This is a genomic window from Curtobacterium aurantiacum (genome assembly GCF_018598555.1).
In the GTDB taxonomy this organism is placed as follows: domain Bacteria; phylum Actinomycetota; class Actinomycetes; order Actinomycetales; family Microbacteriaceae; genus Curtobacterium; species Curtobacterium aurantiacum.
In genome coordinates, this window is record NZ_JAHEWN010000002.1 from 13,425 (window position 1) to 28,010 (window position 14,586).

The window sequence follows — 14,586 nt, forward strand, 5'->3', positions numbered from 1 at the left end:
TCGGGGCATGACAGATCCCACTGCTCCAGCTCCTGCTCCTTCCCCTGATCCGCGATCGCTCCGGTCGCGCGTCGTCCGTCGCCTCGCCGCGGCCTGCGCCACGCTGACCGCGCTCGGCGTGCTCGCGGCTCCGGCCGTCCTGCCGTCCGGGTCGAGCGCCGCTGCCCTCGACTTCCCGTACGTCAACCAGTTCTCCAGTGCGTCCGGGGGTGCCCTGCACGGGGACGCGGCGGTGTCCGGCGGTCGGCTGCGCCTGACCGACGACGTCCGGAACCAGGCGGGGGCGTGGTCGACGAACGACACGTTCCCGTCCGACACCGGGCTCGAGATCGAGTTCACGTACGCGATGTACACCGCGAAGGACGACCCCGGCGCCGACGGCCTGCTCCTGTACCTGGCCGACGGCGCCGCAGCGCAGGGCGTCGGGTCCTTCGGCGCCGGGCTCGGGTACGCCTGCCGCAAGGAGGCGACCGAGGGCGGCGGTCGTGAATGTGACCTGCCGGGTGTCCCCGGGGGCTTCGCCGCCGTCGCGATCGACCACTACGGCAACTTCTCCTCGCGCATCAACGGGTCCGGTCCGGGCGCGGAGCCCGACCACGTGGTGGTCCGCGGGTCGGGCAACGGGACCGAGGGCTACCGGTACGTCGCCGGTGCCGCGGCCCCCGGTGGCACGGTGACCGCCGGCTCCACGCCGCGGAAGGTCCGCATCACCCTGCTGCCCGACGACGACGGCGGACTCGCGGTCACCGTCCGGCTGCAGGCCGGCTCGACCATGCGCACCGTGCTCGACGCGGTCCCCCTGCACGGCGACGGGCAGGCCCCGCTGCCGAGCACGCTGCGGCTCGGGTTCGCGGGGGCCACCGGCAGCCACGTCGACAAGCACGAGGTCGACGCGCTGCGGGTCTGGAAGCCGGCGGACCTGTCGGTCGCGCACGACCTGCCCGCGACCGCCACGGCCGGTGAGCCGCTCCGCTACACCGTGACGGCGCGGAACCCCGGGCCGAACGCCGCCGACCCGAGCCCGCTGCAGGTCGACGTGCCGGACGGCATCGAGGACGTCCGCTGGACCTGCACGGCGGCGGACGGCTCCGCCTGCGCCACCGCGTCGGGCACCGGGGACGTCGCGACCGACCTGTCCCTGCCCCGGGGTGGATCGGCCGTCGTGACCGTCGAGGGCCGCGTCGCCGAAGGCACGTCGGGGGCGCTGGAGAGCGTCGCGACCATCGCTCCGCCGACCTCGTTGTCCGACACGAACGAGGCCGACAACGCCTCGCGGGCGAGCACCAGCGTGACGGCCCCGGTGGTGGAGGCACACCTCGAGACGGACAAGTCGGTGTCACCGTCGACCGTCCGGCCCGGCGACGAGGTCGAGTACCTCGTGACCGCCCGGAACCGCGGGCCGTCGGTGGCGGAGCAGGTCGGCGCGGTCGACGACCTGCCCGAGGCGATGCGCTTCGCCGGCTCGGACGACGGGTGCACCGCCGAGGGGCAGCGGGTGACCTGCAGCTCCGAGGTGTCGCTCGACGTGGGGGAGACCCTGGACTTCCGGATCCGTGCCGTGCTCGACCCCGGGTACCAGGGGGACGGCTCCGACGTGGTGAACGTGGCGACGGCGACCTCCCCGACCGACCCGGACGGTGGAGACCCGTCGACCGGGGTGGCGATCGTCGTCGGACCGGACGACGAGGGGCCGGCACCGAGTCCCGCACCGACGACCGGCCCCGCGCCGGACGACGGCACCGGGGACGACGGTGACGACGGCAACGGCAACGGCGGCGGAACGAACGACGGTGCGGGTGACGGTTCCGGCGACGGGCGGGGCACCGGTGACCCCGCAGCCGATCGCGGGCCGGCCTCCCCCGCCGGGGCGCTCGCCTACACCGGCACCGAGGGGCTCGGCCTCGCCGCCGCGCTCGCCGCCGTGGCCGCGGCTGCGGGGTCCGTGTGCTGGTGGCTCGCCCGACGTCGTGCCCGCCGTGGGACCTCGACCGAGGACCCGCAGCAGCCCTGAGAGCACCGGGACGGCACCGCGGGACGGTGCCGTCCCGGCACGCGGGTGCGGACGGTCGCGCGGGTTCGACCCCGCTCCGGTCGGGCGTCCACCCCACCGGCGGTAGGATCGGATCCACGATCCGCATGCCCGAAAGAGGTCTCGTGTCCGACACCGTGGACGACGCCACCACCGTGGACGACGCGACCCAGCGCGCGCGGTACTGGCCGATCCCGATCCTCCGCGCGGTCCCCGCAGCGGTCGTCGCGCTCGTGATCACCTTCTCGACGAACCACGCCGCGGGCTACGGTCTGCTGCTGTTCGGCGGCTTCGCCCTGGTCGAGGGCCTGGTGCTCCTGTTCGCCGGGATCGCCCGACTGCCCCTCGACGGCCGTTCGCGCCGGACGACCCTGCTGCAGGCGCTCATCACCCTGCTGGCCGCGGTCGCCGGGTTCGCCTGCAACGGGTTCGGACTGCCGGCCTTCATCACGGTCGTCGTCGCGTTCGCCGTGCTGACCGGGGCCCTCGAGCTGTCGCAGGGTCTCCGTGCCCGTCGTCGTTCGCCCTTCGCCCGTGACTGGACCACGATCGGCGGTCTCACGCTGCTGCTCGCGATCGCCTTCCTCGTCACCCCGCCGGACTACTCCCAGCAGCTCGGTGGTGTGGAGCAGGTGAGCGGCATCCTCGACGCCTCGATCGTGCTCGTCGGCCTGCTCGGCGCGTACCTCGCCATCACGGCCGTCTTCCACGTGATCGCCGGCCTCTCGCACAAGTGGGGAACGGCCGCTCCGGCCGCCGCCCCGGACGGAGCACCACACGCATGACCACCCCCAGCCGTCGTGACCGCCTGCGCCCGGTCGAGCTCCTCGGGATCTCCGCGATCGTCGCGGTGTTCACCGGGCTCGTCGTGCTGTTCTCGACGCGGGAACTGCAGCTGGCCGTGATCTTCCTCGGCGTCGCGTTCATCGTGGTCGTCGTCGTGCTCGCGATGCTGCAGCTCGCCTCGTCGAGCGAGCAGGACGACAACGACATGCTCGGTGGGCACAAGACGCCCGGCGAGGGCGACGGCGACGACTTCCACTGACGGCTGAGCGTCGATCGCTGACGCCTGACGCCTGACGCCTGACGCCCGACGCTCGACCCGGCGGACACGCCCGGGGTCACGAATCCGTCACGGTCCTGTCAGGATCGCTCGTCCTGCCGACACCTCTGAGTGAAGGAGGTGGGATGTGGACGTGACGACCGGCACCGACACGGACGAGGGACTCGTCCGTGCGATGGCACAGGGGGACACCGGCGCGCTCGCCCGGGCGTTCGACCGGTACGCCGCCACCCTCACCCGTTACGCCTGGGCGCTGGTCGACGACCGGTCCGACGTCGAGGAGATCGTGCAGGACGCGTTCCTGACGCTCTGGCAGCGCGCTGCGACCCTCGAACTGCCGGCCGACACGATGCTGCCGTGGCTGCTCGTCGTGTGCCGCAACCACGCCTTCAACACCGGGCGCAAGCAGGCCCGGCGCCGCGCGGACGAGCTCCCCGAGCACCTCGCCTCGCCCGCCGAGCACGACGAGGCCCGCGAGACCCTCCGCTGGGTCCGGGCCGAGATCGCCGCGCTCCCCGACCTCGACCGTCGCATCTGCGAGCTCTGCCTGCTCGAGGGTCACTCGTACGCCGAGGCCGCCGAACTCCTCGGGCTCACGGTCGGCGCGGTCACCCAACGGGTGTCCCGCAACCGTCGACGACTCAAGAAGGTGGTGATGCACGATGAACACTGAGCCTCCCGAGGGAGACGACCTGCAGCGCATGCTCGTCTCGATGAAGCAGAACGTCCTCGAACGTGCCGCCCCGCTCCCGAAGCGTCGTCGTGGCCGGTCCGGGATCGTCATCGGCGTCGTCGCGCTGCTCGCCGTCGGCACTGCGACCGGTGCCGTCGCCCTGACCCTCTCGCAGCAGAACGCCGACCCGGTCGCCGCTCCCACCCAGACCCAGCAGCCGGAACCCTCGCCGTCCGCGACCACGCCGAGCTCCGCCCCGATCACGGGTACCCCGACCCCGAAGCCCACCCCGACGTCGACACCGACCCCCGCCACGGCGACCATCCCCACGGACTGTCGCGCGCTCGTCTCGGCAGCCGACTACGTCCGTTTCTTCGGTGACACTCCGCTGACGCAGCTCGACCCGCCGTCGGGGACGGACCGCGTTCCGGATGGTCAGGACCCGGAAGGCACCCAGTCGAAGGTCTCCTGCTCGTGGCGTGACCCGCGCGCGGACATCTCCGGGATCGAGGTCCGGGCCGGGACCGCCACCGCAGCCACCATCCAGCGGGAGATCGAGGAGTTCCCCGCGTACGACGGCGGCGGGACGTGCACCGAGCGAGACGGCGGAACCTTCTGCCAGTCCCGCGGGATCGTGGAGCCGTACGGCGCCGAGAAGGCGTACACGTACTTCACCCGCGGTGACACCTGGATCACCATCGAACAGACCAACGTCCCGACCGACGGGCTCCTGGCCGCGCTCATCGCGACGTTCTGGGGGGACTGACGGCCTGGAGGCACGCGGCGGACCCGACCCGTGCCTCCAGTCCGTCGGTGGGGAAGCCCACTTCCCTGGGTCACCCCACCCGCGCCGCCACGATGTCGCGCGCCAGCGTCCGGACCGCGCGGCTCGGTTCCGGGGACGTCCGGACCGCCAGGCCGATGCGGAGCGGTTCGACCTCGTCCTCCAGATCGAGCACCGCCCCGTCGTACCGCACCCCCGAGTCCGGCACGACCCCGACGCCGAGCCCGGCCGAGGCGAAGCGGACCACGGCGGGCATGTCGTTCATCTCCGCGACGATGCGCCGACGGATCCCGAGCCGCTCGAGTGCCCCGTCGAGGATGATCCGGTTGCCGAACCCGTGCGCCGTGTCGACGAACGGCTCGTCGGCGAGTTCGGCGAGCGACACCGACGACCGGCCAGCGAGCGGGTGGTCCGACGCGGTGAACACCCGGAACGGCATCTCCCGCAACGGCTCCACGGCGACACCGGTCGGCACGGTGGGCAGGCCCGTGTAGGCGATGTCGAGCCGCCCGGCGACCAGGTCCTGCACGAGGCCGGTCGTCCCCGACGGCGAGGTCATCAGCTCCACGGCGACGAGCGGGTGCTGCCGCCGGAACCGCTGCAGCACGCCCGTCAGGTCGACGATGTCCATGCTCGTGAAGATGCCGAGCCGCACCCGGCCCCGCAGGTCGGCGTCGTCGGCGGTGGCCAGGTCGCGCATCCGGTCGAGGGACTCGAGCACCGCGCGGGCGTGGGGGAGCAGGTCGTCACCGGCGGGGGTGAGCACGAGCTGCCGGCCCGTGCGGTCGAAGAGTCGCACCCCGAAGCTGCGCTCGAGCGACGCGATGCCCGCGGACACCGTGGACTGCGCGGCCCAGAGCCGTTCCGCCGCGCGGGTGACGCTGCCCTCGGCGGCGACGGTGACGAACTGTTCGAGCAACCGGGTCTCCATCGTCCGAGTATCGACCTGCTCGATGGTTCGCATCAAGCGCATCCGTTGGACTCGATGCACCCCGAGCGCGACCATCGGAGCATGTCGACCGTCACCGAGACCCCGACGGGCACCGTCCCCGCCACCAGCGCCGCTCCCGCAACCGCGGGTGACCGCGTCGTCGCTCCCCGCGGGCGCCGTGCCCACACCCGGCGGCGCCACGGCTTCGGCTTCTGGGTCGTCGCCTTCGCGTTCCTCTCGGTGATGGCGTTCGCGACCGTCCCCGCGCCGCTCTACGTCATCTACCAGGCCCGCGACGGCTTCCCGACCTTCACGACGACGGTGATCTTCGCCGCGTACGGGGTCGGGGTCGTCGGGTCGCTGTACCTCGCGGGGCACCTCAGTGACGTGCACGGACGGCGGCCGCTCATCCTGGTGTCGATCGCCCTCGAGCTCGTCGCCGCCGTGCTGTTCCTGCTCTGGAACGACGTCACCGGCCTCATCGTCGCCCGGCTCGTGACCGGCCTCGGCGTCGGGACGCTCACCGCGACCGCGACGGCGCACCTCGGCGAGCTCCGGGTTCGGGCGACCGGTTCGAGCGACTCCGCGAAGGGCGCGAGCGTCGCCGCCGGGGCCGTGAACCTCGGTGGCCTGTCACTCGGCGCCCTGGTCGGCGGAGCACTCGCCGAGTTCGTCGGGCAGCCGCTCATGGTCCCGTACGTGGTGTTCGTGATCGCGCTGGCGGTCGCGTTCGTGCTGGTGCTCGCGGCGCCGGAGACGGTCGACCGTCCCGAGCAGCCCGTGGCCTACCGCCCGCAGCGCATGCAGGCGCCGGAGGGGCAGGGTGCCGCGTTCTGGGCCGCCGGGGCAGCCGCGTTCGCCGCGCTCGCCGTGCAGGGCCTCTTCACCTCGGTCGCACCGAGCTTCCTCGGCACCACGTTCCACGTCACCGACCGCCTGGCCGCCGGCGCCACGACCTTCGGGGTCTTCGCCGCGAGTGCGCTGTCGCAGATCGTGTTCGCCCGGCTGTCGCAGCGTGTGCAGATCCGACTCGGCATGGTGCTCCTGGTCATCGGGCTGGTCGTCCTGGCCGTCGCCGCGGTCCTGCTGCAGGTCGCCGGGTTCATCGGCGGCGGCGTCGTCGCGGGTGCCGGCGTCGGCCTGCTCTTCCGTGCCGCCATCGGCAGCGCCGCGGCACTGGTCGGCCCGGAGCGTCGGGGCGGCGTGCTCGCCGCCACGTTCCTCATCGCCTACGCCGGGCTCACCGTGCCGGTCGTGGCCGTCGGCGCGGCGCTCCTGGTGGTCCCGACGCTCCCCGTCCTGATCGGGTACGTGGTGCTCGTCGCCGTCCTGGCCGTCGTCGCCGGCACCCGCCTGGCCGCGCGCGCCTGACGCGGGGCGGGCCTGGCGTCCGCCCATCGCATCCCGCAACCAGGTTCCGGACACCGCACCACGTGATCGCGCGGCGCCGTGTCCGGAACCTGGTTCCGTCGTGCGGCCGCACTCCCGGCATACTGGGCGGGTGCCCCGGAACCGCAACCGTCCCGTGATCACCGGCGTCGCGGCCGTGGTGGCCGCCGGGCTCCTCGCCGGCGGGCTGTTCCTGACGGCACGGCAGGGCGCTGACGACCCGACCATCGGCGGTTCGACCGTCGGTGCGACGACCGGTGCGGCATCGCCCTCGGGTGACAGCACCGTCACGATCACCCGCACGGGGCCGGACATGCCCGGCTCCGCCGCCCTCGCACGGTGCGACGGCACGACCCGGGCGGCCGTCGCCCGGTACGAGACCGAGGCCCTCGGCCGCGTCACCCTGCAGTGCGGCACCGCTGCCCAGGGCTACGAGCACATCCGGGTGCGGCACACCGCCGACTGGCAGGACGTCGTCACCGGGCACGGCTCGCGGGACTGGGACGACGCCATGCTCACCGCGGTGCAGACGGCGCTCGAGGCCCCGCGCCCCGGGTTCCCGGTCGACGCCGGCGACGGCAAGGTCTGCTACGCCGCACCCGTCCGGTTCGACGACGGTTCGCGCCCCGACGAGGACCCGTACGTCAAGGTCATCGTCTCGGCCACCACCGACCGGGTGATCACGGCCTACCCCACGCGCACCGACGACTGCTGACCCGGTGGGCGGCGGCGCTGGCCACTGACGTCGTACGACACCGCCGTTGTCGTCCGACATCGGCCCTGTCGCAACCGGTGCCACGCAACAGTCCGCTTGTGCACGGAGCGACGATGTCGTCGTCGTACGACGTCGACCCTGTCGTTCCGCGTCGCCTCCCCCGTCGCCGCCAATCCCGACCGAGACCCGAGACGCACACGCCCCAGCACGCGACCTACGCGTGCACCTCGTACTCGTGCCGCCGGTGCGACACCGGCTCCAACTGGAACGTCGAGTGCTCCACCGGCACGTCGAAGTGCTCCGCCACGCACCGCTGCAGCTCGTCGAGGATCGCCGGGGCGTGCGCCGTCGAGAAGCAGTGGTCGTCCACCACCACGTGCGCCGTCAGGTTCGGCACCCCGGTCGCAACGAGTGTCGCGTGCAGGTCGTGCACCGCGATGACGTGGTCGAGCTCGAGGATGTGGCCGCGCACGTCGTCGAGGTCGAGCCCTGGCGGCGTCGATTCGAGCAGCACGTTCGCGGTCTCGCGCAGCAGCCGGATCGCCCGCGGCAGGATGAGCAGACCGATCAGGATCGCGGCGACGGAGTCCGCCCGCTCCCACCCGGTCAGCATGAGCACGATCGCGGCGACGATGACGGCGACCGAGCCGAGGGTGTCGTTGAGCACCTCGAGCCGGGCGGCCCGCGAGGTGAACCCTTCACCCGAGGCCCGCAGCAGCACCGCGTAGGCCACGAGGTTGCCGACGAGTCCGACGATGCCGAAGACGAGCAGCGGCCCGGAGTGGATCTCCTCCGGCACGAACAGCCGCTGGACCGCCGAGATGATCACGTAGACCCCGACGGCGAGCAGGATCGCGGCCTGCGCCGTGGCACCGAGGACCTCGGCCCGCTGGAAGCCCCAGGTGCGCTGCGCGGTCGGGGACCGGCGGGCGAGCCGCGTCGCGACGAGCCCGATGCCGAGCCCGCCGGTGTCGACGACCATGTGCCCGGCGTCGACGAGCAGGGCGAGCGAACCGGTGACCACGGCGCCGACGACCTCGGCGAGCAGGATGCCCGCCGAGATGCAGAACGCGATGAGCAGGGCGCGCTCGGACGCGTGCCCGACGCCGTGCCCGTGGTCGTGTCCCATGTGCGACATCGTAGGGATCCGCACCGACGACATGCCAGGATCGTCACCGTGAGCGGGTCGCCCTACGAGCTGTCGACACCCCCCGAGGTGCTGGCCCGGCTGCACCCTCGACTCCGCACGTACTTCGGTGCCGTCCCACCCGGACACGTCGGCCGGGGCGAGGGCGTGTTCCGCGTCGTCGGCACGCCGCGCCGTTGGCTGTGGCCCCTGCTCGCCCTGTTCGCGCGCGACGCGGTCATGTTCCCGGTCTGGGAGCGGGACGTCCCCTTCACGGTCGAGAACCGTCCGGCTCGCGTCCGACGCGGATCCGGGACCAGCCTGGAGGCCCGCCCCGCCGTCCGCGCGCACCGCACCTTCCGCTTCCGCTCCGGCACCCGCACGATGGTGGACGCCATCACCGCCGAACCCGACGGCCTGGTCGACCACCTCGGCCGCCGTGGGCGCGTCAGCGCCCTGCTCCGGGCGCAGGTCGACGCGCACGGCCCGGATGCGGGCGCCCTGCGCCTGGTCTCCGAGCGCGTGACGTTCCGCGCGCTGGGACGCGATCTGCGCCTCCCGGCCCTGATCGCACCGCGGGTGCTGCTCACAGAACGATTCGATGACGAAGCCGACCTGCAGCGCGTGTCCCTGGTGCTCACGGCGCCGGTGCTCGGCACGCTGTACCGGTACGAGGGGGCGTTCCGGTACGCCGTCGTGCCCGATGCCGGTCCTGAAGGGGGACGTTGATGGTCGAGCAGCAGAAGGTCGTGATCGCGGGAGCGAGCGGCTTCGTGGGGCGGTACCTGCGGGACGCCTTCACGGAAGAGGGCTACCGGGTCGTCACCATCGGCCGGACCGGGGACGCCGTGTGGGGCAACACCATGCGCATCCGGGAACTCGTCAACGGCGCCGCCCTGGTCGTGAACATGGCGGGCAAGAGCGTGAACTGCCGCTACGGCCGACGGAACCGCGCGGAGATCATGCGCTCCCGGGTGGACACCACACTCGAGCTCGCCGAGGCCATCCGGACGTCGGAGCACCCGACGCCTCTGTGGTTGAACGCCTCGACCGCGACGATCTACCGGCACGCAGACGACCGCCCGCAGGACGAGACGACGGGGGAGATCGGCGAGGGGTTCTCGGTCTCCGTCGCCCGCGCGTGGGAGGACGCGTTCTTCGGCGCCGACCTGCCCGCGACCCGTCGTGTGGCGCTCCGGATGGCGATCGTGTTCGGCGACGGCAGCGCGCTGCTGCCGCTCCTCCGGCTCGCGCAGGCCGGACTCGGCGGGCCGCAGTACGACGGGCCGTGGGTACCGACGCGCTCCCGGCTCCGCGCCGGCACGTACCACCACCACCGGCCGACCCACGGCCGACAGCGGTTCAGCTGGGTGCACATCGAGGACGTGCTCGGCTCGATCCGGTTCCTCCGCGACCACCCCGAGATCGAGGGGCCGGTGAACATCTCGAGCCCGAACCCGTCGGACAACCGCACCGTGATGGCGACCCTCCGCGACGCCGTCGGCCGCCGGTTCGGGGTGCCGACCTGGCGGTGGATGCTCGAGCTCGGGTCGTTCGCGATCCGCACCGAGACCGAACTCGTGTTGAAGAGCCGGTGGGTGGTGCCGACCCGGTTGACCCAGGCCGGCTACGAGTTCCGGTACCCGCACCTGCACGGGGCACTCGCCGGGATCATCGCGGAGCGCCGCCAGCACCGGGGGTGACGGTCGGGTCGAGATCGCGCGCACTGCCGCTCACGAGCGGTCCGGGCAGCACGTCGTGCGATCCCGGCGGCACGGCAGCGGCGCGTCGTTCGACCTCGTCGGCGGGGGCCGGTCGCGGACCGGCGCCCCGCGCCGGTCGCGACGACCACAGCACGGCGGCGACCACGACCGTGCCGGCGAGCACCTCGACGAGGTCAGGCACCTCGCCGAAGGCCGCCCACGACGCGAGCACCCCGACCACCGGCACGAGCATCGAGAACGGTGCGACGGTGCTCGACGGGTAGGTCACCAGCAGCCGCGACCAGATGCCGTACCCCACCAGGGTCGCGACGACCACGATGTACAGCAGGCCGAGGTCCGCGGGCAGCGCCGACGCCGTGAACGCCGTGCCGAGTGCGGCACCGATGCGGTCGGGCCCCTCGACCACGAACGACAGCACGGCCATCGGGACCGGCGGCACGACCGACCACCACAGGGTCAGGTGCAGCGGGTTCGCCGCCCCCGCCCGCCGGGTCGCGACGTTGCCGATCGCCCACCCGAGCGCCCCGCACAGGGCGAGCACGACGGGCAGCAGGGCAGCGGTCTGCGAGCGGTGGAGGGCGATCAGGCCGAGGGCCGCGACGGCGACCGTCACCCCGACGAGCTGTCGTCCGGTCAGCCGCTCACGCAGGAACACCCCGGCCAGCACGACGGTGAACGGTGCCGATGCCTGCAACACGAGCGAGGCCAGCCCCGACGGCATGCCCGACGCCATGCTGAGGTACAGGAACGAGAACTGCAGCACCCCGAGCCCGAGGCCGACGAGCAGCAGCCGCCCGAACGGGATCCGCGGCCGCGGCACGAACAGCAGCGTCGGGACCGCCAAGATCGTGAACCGCAGCGCTGCGAGCAGGAACGGCGGGAAGTGCTCGAGCGCGAGTGCCGTCGCGGGGAAGTTCAGGCCCCAGACCACGGCCACGACGACGGCGAGCAGGCGGTCACGAGTGGTCATGGTCCGATCGTCCCCGGCCTCATGTTGTAGGTCCATCGAAACTCTTGCAACCGACGTTGTAGGGTCCCTGCATGGTCGACTTCGACGTGCAGCTGCTCGCGGTCCTGCGCGAACTCGCCGAGCGGGGGAGCGTCACCGCCGTCGCCGAGGCCACCCACCGCACGCCGAGCGCCGTCTCCCAGCAGCTGCAGACCCTGCAGCGGCAGGTCGGCGTCCCGCTGGTCGAACGTGTCGGGCGCGGGGTCCGGCTGACCCCGCACGGCGAAGTGCTCGCGGGCCTGGCATCCGGTGTCGCGACCGCGATCGCGCGGGTCGACGCCGCCTGGCAGGAGCACCTCGGCGGGACGACCGGGCCGGTGTCCCTGGCGATCTTCCCGTCGGCGGCGGAACTGCTGCTGCCCGGCGTGCTCACCCGGATGCAGGCGCACCCGGGCATCACGCTGACCCTGGTCGACGTGGACGTCAGCGAGGGGGAGTTCGCACCCCTCGCCGCGGACCACGACGTCGTCGTCGGGCACCGGTCGGACGGCGTCCGACCGGCCGACCAGGGATCGGTCGACACCGTGCCGCTGCTCCGCGAACCCCTCGACGTGGCCCTGCCGCCCGGGCACGCCTTGGCCGGCCGCGTGCGCGTGGGCATCGACGAGGTCGTCGGGGAACGCTGGATCGGCGTCCCCGAGGGCTACCCGATCGACCGGGTGCTGCACGCGATGGCCGCGGCGACGGACACCCCACCGAGTGTCGCGTTCCGCACGATCCACCTGCCGGTCATCGAGAACCTGGTGGCGGCCGGCCACGGCATCGCACTCGTCCCGCGGTACACGTCGGGCACGCGGGCCGCCGGGCGCTTCCACCTGGCGGAACTCGCCGACGTCCGTGCCGGCCGCCGCATCGAGGCACTGGTCCGCCCGGACCGGGCCGTCCGTCCCGTGGTGCGCACCGTCCTGGAGGCGCTGGTCGCCGTGGCCCTGGACGTCACCACCTGAGATGGTTGCGCCCACTGCCGGGCGCACGCCGCGCCTCCAGGCCGCGGGCGGGCCGCGGCAGACCCGCTTCGTGAGCAGGAATGGTCGGGTCCCGATGCGGAACCCGACCATTCCTGCTCACGAACTGTGGCGGGGTGAGCCCGTCAGCGCACCTGGAACGGCGTGCCGAGCGGCAGGCGCTCCGCCAGGGCCGTGATGTCGGCGTTGTGCATGCGGATGCAGCCGTGCGAGGCCGCCGTGCCGATGCTCGACGTGTCGTCGGTGCCGTGCAGCCCGATCTGTCCGGGGCCGCCGCCGAACGAGTTGAGCACGTCGGAGAACGCCGTCGTGCCGTACGCGTACGGGCCGTAGCCCTCGTTCGTGGGCGCGAGCAGCTCGGTCAGCGCGAACCGACCGATCGGCGACGGGGTGCCGCCGGTGCCGGTCGCGACGGGGTAGCTGTCGACGACCTTCCCTGCCTTGTACAGGTCGAGGGTGTTCGTCGAGCGGGTGACGACGATCGCGTACGGGTCCTCGGACAGGGTGAGCGCGCTCGTCGGCACCCAGCCGGTGCTGCCGTTCGGGCGCTGTGCGAGCTGCACCTCCGCCCAGCCGTCCTGCTGGTCGACGACCCGGAAGACGAGCGGGGCACCGGACGCCTGCGGGTTCTCGAGGGTCGTCGTGCTCGCGCCACCCGGCTTGCTGCTGACCGGGACGGACGCGCCGCTGACGGCGGCGACGGTGGTGCTGGCCGGGGCGTCGACCGCGTCGACCGGTGCTGCCGACCGGGTCGGCTTCGGTGTCGTCGTCGGGGTGGGCGTCGGTGCCGCGACGGACCGGGTCGATGTCGGGGCGGGTGCGGCTGACAGGGGACCGAGCGCGACGAACGCGACGGCCCCCGCACAGACGACGGCCACGGCGGCGGCGATCACAGTCGCACGCCGCCGTGGCTCGGTCGGGAGGATCGGCAAGATCAGCCCGTGAAGGTCGCCGTTCCGGGCACCGGGACGGCAACCGGAGCCGTGCCCGGGTCACCGGCAGCGGCCGGGTCGGCGGTGACGGTGAGCGCGGCCTGTGCGGCCTGCGCGGACGAGGCGCCGACGAGACCGACGCTGTAGGCGCCGGCGGCGTTCACGAAGTCGGCGGGCAGGACGATGGTGCCGGAGACGTTGCCCTCGGCGTCGGCGCGGAACGCGACCCCGGGGATCTCGGTGCCCTGAGCACCGGTGCCGACGCCGGCGCCGACGACCTCACCGGGGGCGAAGCCCGAGCCCTGGATGCGGACACCGGCGGTGGTGGCCTCGGTCAGGGTCGCGGTCGGGGTGAGGAGCTCGGCGGCCGCGGTGGGCTGCGGCGTGAAGTACGTCGTGGTGTCGTCGACGCGCAGCGCGGAGATCGAACCGCTGGCGTCGGCGGCGAGGGCCTGCCCGTTGACCTCGAGCGGCGCGGCGAGGCTCTTCAGCTCGGTGCCGCGAAGCCCGGTCGGTGCCGGAGCGCCGTCCACGGTCGGGGCCGGGGTGGGCTGATCGGTCGGAGCCGGCGTCTCGGTCGGCTCGGTCGGGGGCGCGGTGATCCCGTCGGCGATGTCGATGCCGACGTAGACGACGTAGCCGACGACCTCGGCGTCCGCGTCCCGCAGGTCGGCTGCGAGCTCGGTCGTCGACTCGACCTCGCCGGTCGTCGGGTCGATCCAGTTGCTGGTGCCGCTGATCGTGCCGCCACCGTCGGTGACGGGTTCGTCCGTGGCGAAGACCACGGACTGTGCGGTGGAGTCGTCGCCCTCCTGGACCGCGAGGCCGAAGCTCGTCGCGCCGGTCGTCGTCATGCTGATCCCGGCGGCGAGCGCGGGGACGGCAGCCGGGGCCACCGGCGTGTTCAGGCCGCGGACCAGCGCGACGGCTTCACCCTCGGAGACGGACAGGCCGTCCTCGTCGAGCGTGGCGTGGTCGGTGATCGTGCCGCCGCCACCCAGGTCGGTCACGGATGCCCAGTACCACTGGTCGTTCAGGGGGAACGTGCCGGTCGGCGCGGCCGTGAACTCGTCGGCGGAGTCGGTCCAGGTGACGATGGCCGAAGCGGCGGTGCTCGTCACGACGGCGGTCGAGACCGTCGGGACGAGGGCGGCGGAGACGCCGAGCACGGTGGCGCCGACGGCGGCCGCGGTGATGCGAGAACGAAGCACGGTGTGGAGATCCATCCGGTCAGTGGACAGGGTGC

The 14,586-nt window shown here is 73.1% G+C and carries 15 protein-coding genes; 10 read left to right on the forward strand and 5 right to left on the reverse strand.

Features of this window, described 5'->3' with window-relative positions:
• The first annotated feature begins 7 nt into the window (after positions 1–7).
• The 5 genes from KK087_RS01975 (at position 8) to KK087_RS01995 (ending at position 4,531) form a co-directional block, all read left to right on the forward strand.
• Positions 8–2,011 (forward strand): lectin-like domain-containing protein, encoded by a 2,004-nt coding sequence (locus tag KK087_RS01975; RefSeq protein WP_214564047.1) that lies wholly within the window; start codon positions 8–10, stop codon positions 2,009–2,011.
• Between the two features lie 143 nt (positions 2,012–2,154).
• The gene (locus KK087_RS01980; protein WP_214530300.1) at positions 2,155–2,814 is read left to right on the forward strand and encodes a DUF308 domain-containing protein; all 660 of its coding nucleotides are present in this window, start codon (positions 2,155–2,157) and stop codon (positions 2,812–2,814) included.
• The gene (locus KK087_RS01985; RefSeq protein ID WP_027464979.1) at positions 2,811–3,074 is read left to right on the forward strand and encodes a hypothetical protein; all 264 of its coding nucleotides are present in this window, start codon (positions 2,811–2,813) and stop codon (positions 3,072–3,074) included. The genes KK087_RS01980 and KK087_RS01985 overlap by 4 nt, the downstream gene beginning before the upstream one ends.
• 151 nt (positions 3,075–3,225) lie before the next feature.
• On the forward strand, positions 3,226–3,765 hold the full coding sequence (locus tag KK087_RS01990) for an RNA polymerase sigma factor (protein ID WP_214530301.1): 540 nt from the start codon (positions 3,226–3,228) through the stop codon (positions 3,763–3,765).
• Positions 3,755–4,531: a hypothetical protein gene (locus KK087_RS01995; protein ID WP_214530302.1), complete on the forward strand. Its 777-nt coding sequence runs from the start codon at positions 3,755–3,757 to the stop codon at positions 4,529–4,531. Before KK087_RS01990 ends, KK087_RS01995 begins: the two co-directional genes overlap by 11 nt.
• Before the next feature lie 70 nt (positions 4,532–4,601).
• On the opposite strand, the gene KK087_RS02000 is transcribed toward KK087_RS01995, so the two are convergent.
• Positions 4,602–5,522 (reverse strand): LysR family transcriptional regulator, encoded by a 921-nt coding sequence (locus KK087_RS02000; RefSeq protein WP_214564048.1) that lies wholly within the window; start codon positions 5,520–5,522, stop codon positions 4,602–4,604.
• A gap of 39 nt (positions 5,523–5,561) precedes the next feature.
• On the opposite strand from KK087_RS02000, the gene KK087_RS02005 reads away from it, so the two are divergent.
• Both KK087_RS02005 and KK087_RS02010 read left to right on the forward strand, forming a co-directional pair.
• Positions 5,562–6,851 carry an MFS transporter gene (locus tag KK087_RS02005; protein ID WP_214544780.1) on the forward strand — a complete coding sequence of 430 codons (1,290 nt, stop codon included), beginning with the start codon at positions 5,562–5,564 and terminating at the stop codon, positions 6,849–6,851.
• Between the two features lie 130 nt (positions 6,852–6,981).
• Complete coding sequence (locus tag KK087_RS02010) at positions 6,982–7,584, forward strand: hypothetical protein (protein WP_214564049.1); 603 nt, start codon at positions 6,982–6,984, stop codon at positions 7,582–7,584.
• Between the two features lie 214 nt (positions 7,585–7,798).
• On the opposite strand, the gene KK087_RS02015 is transcribed toward KK087_RS02010, so the two are convergent.
• Positions 7,799–8,713: a cation diffusion facilitator family transporter gene (locus KK087_RS02015; RefSeq protein ID WP_214564050.1), complete on the reverse strand. Its 915-nt coding sequence runs from the start codon at positions 8,711–8,713 to the stop codon at positions 7,799–7,801.
• A 48-nt stretch (positions 8,714–8,761) separates the two neighbouring features.
• Between KK087_RS02015 and KK087_RS02020 the strand changes: the two genes are divergently transcribed.
• Both KK087_RS02020 and KK087_RS02025 read left to right on the forward strand, forming a co-directional pair.
• Positions 8,762–9,439, forward strand: coding sequence for a DUF4166 domain-containing protein (locus KK087_RS02020; protein ID WP_214564051.1), 678 nt, complete (start codon positions 8,762–8,764; stop codon positions 9,437–9,439).
• Positions 9,439–10,413: an epimerase gene (locus KK087_RS02025; RefSeq protein ID WP_214530034.1), complete on the forward strand. Its 975-nt coding sequence runs from the start codon at positions 9,439–9,441 to the stop codon at positions 10,411–10,413. The genes KK087_RS02020 and KK087_RS02025 overlap by 1 nt, the downstream gene beginning before the upstream one ends.
• Here KK087_RS02025 and KK087_RS02030 read toward each other — a convergent pair.
• Positions 10,382–11,404, reverse strand: a complete 1,023-nt coding sequence (locus tag KK087_RS02030; protein ID WP_250900751.1) for an EamA family transporter — start codon at positions 11,402–11,404, stop codon at positions 10,382–10,384. The genes KK087_RS02025 and KK087_RS02030 overlap by 32 nt on opposite strands.
• Positions 11,405–11,475: 71 nt before the next feature.
• Between KK087_RS02030 and KK087_RS02035 the strand changes: the two genes are divergently transcribed.
• On the forward strand, positions 11,476–12,390 hold the full coding sequence (locus KK087_RS02035) for a LysR family transcriptional regulator (RefSeq protein ID WP_214530033.1): 915 nt from the start codon (positions 11,476–11,478) through the stop codon (positions 12,388–12,390).
• Positions 12,391–12,533: 143 nt separating this feature from the next.
• Here the strand turns inward: KK087_RS02035 and KK087_RS02040 are convergent, their stop codons facing one another.
• Both KK087_RS02040 and KK087_RS02045 read right to left on the reverse strand, forming a co-directional pair.
• The gene (locus KK087_RS02040) at positions 12,534–13,301 is read right to left on the reverse strand and encodes a L,D-transpeptidase family protein (protein WP_214564052.1); all 768 of its coding nucleotides are present in this window, start codon (positions 13,299–13,301) and stop codon (positions 12,534–12,536) included.
• Positions 13,302–13,342: 41 nt separating this feature from the next.
• Complete coding sequence (locus tag KK087_RS02045) at positions 13,343–14,566, reverse strand: hypothetical protein (RefSeq protein WP_214564053.1); 1,224 nt, start codon at positions 14,564–14,566, stop codon at positions 13,343–13,345.
• Positions 14,567–14,586 lie beyond the last annotated feature (20 nt).